The following is a 1,283-nucleotide window of genomic DNA, read 5'->3' as shown; positions in this document are numbered from 1 at the left end:
GCCTTTGGGTTCATCCTGCGTAGCCTCGGCCCCTCAACTGGTCGGGGCTACTTCTCTTTCCAGGCAATGGGCCGGATGGTAGTGCGGGTCGTAGGCGCAGTCGTTTTTCCATAGGGAGTAGCAGAGCAACAGTAGTTTACGCATGACGGCAATGACCCCTGGCTTGCCGCTAGGCTGGCGCGCCCGCAACCGGTCGTAAAAGGCCTTTTGCTGCGGGTTAAAGCGTAAACTACTCACCGCTGGCAGATAGAGCGCCGTGCGCAAGCGCACATTCCCGCGGCCAGAGATGCGTGTGGCCCCGGCCGAGAGGCCACTTTGCCGCTGCACCACATCCAGGCCGGCGTAGGAGGCTAGTTGCCGCTCGTTTTCCATCAGCTCAAAGCCGCTCGTTTCAGCGACCACCACCATAGCCGTGGTGAGGCCGATGCCTGGTACACTGGTCAGGTGCGCCAGCTTACGAGCCAGTTCCGGTTCGGCAGCCAGTAGTGCGGCCAGGTCTTGGCCTATCGCTTTCAACTGCTGGCTAAGTAGTTGCACCCGAGTCGCCAGTCGGTCCAAGGTGCGCGCATCCGGTTGATAACTATGCTGGTAAGCATGCCGTTGCGCTTTAAGTCGAACAGTCTGCTGGGTGAGGCTCTGCCGTTCGCGGGAGAGGACCCGCAACTGGCGCAGGGCAGGCGTGGGTGGCTGCCAGGCGGGCAGGGCGCGTTCCAGGCCCAGGCGACAGAGCAGGCGGGCATCCAGTTGGTCCGTTTTACTCTTTTGCTCCGTGCTCTGGGCAAAGTGCTTGACTTTGTTTGGAAGCAATACGCTTAGGGCTTGTGCATGATCGGCTAAAAAGTAGGCAAGCTCTTCGTAGTACACGCCCGTCGCTTCCACCACGAACCACTGCGGAGCCGCTACTACCTGCTGCTTGGCCGTCCAGACCAGCAGCGCGGCAAAGCCCACTGCGGTGTTCGCAAAGGTGATTTCTTTGCCGAATGACAAGGACTGGCTCGGGTCGATACGACCGAAACAAGCCACAAAGGTGTCTTTGGCAATGTCAATGCCCACGACATACTTAAGCGGGGCAACAGGGGGGGAAGCAACACGCATAAACAACGGGGAAAGAAATGAAATACGCAGCCAGTCAGGCTTTTACCGCAACTATTCTTGTACAAATACGGGATGCTTGGGCGAATCGAGCTCCCTCCATACTGTGCAGTCTTCAGGCAAAAACGAGAAACGAGGCACAGGTTCTCCTGCACATGGTCGACGCCAGGGAGCCGCCGTTAGAGAATAAT

General features: G+C 58.5%; 1 protein-coding gene. It reads right to left on the bottom strand.

All coding sequences use genetic code 11. From position 1 onward, the window contains the following. Positions 1–33: 33 nt before the first annotated feature. Positions 34–1,095, bottom strand: a complete 1,062-nt coding sequence (locus IEW17_RS20580) for an IS110 family RNA-guided transposase (RefSeq protein ID WP_188563942.1) — start codon at positions 1,093–1,095, stop codon at positions 34–36. Positions 1,096–1,283: the final 188 nt, after the last annotated feature.

The sequence above is a fragment of the Hymenobacter frigidus genome (genome assembly GCF_014640435.1).
GTDB classification, from domain to species: domain Bacteria; phylum Bacteroidota; class Bacteroidia; order Cytophagales; family Hymenobacteraceae; genus Hymenobacter; species Hymenobacter frigidus.
This window is presented reverse-complemented; position numbering and strand designations above follow the sequence as displayed.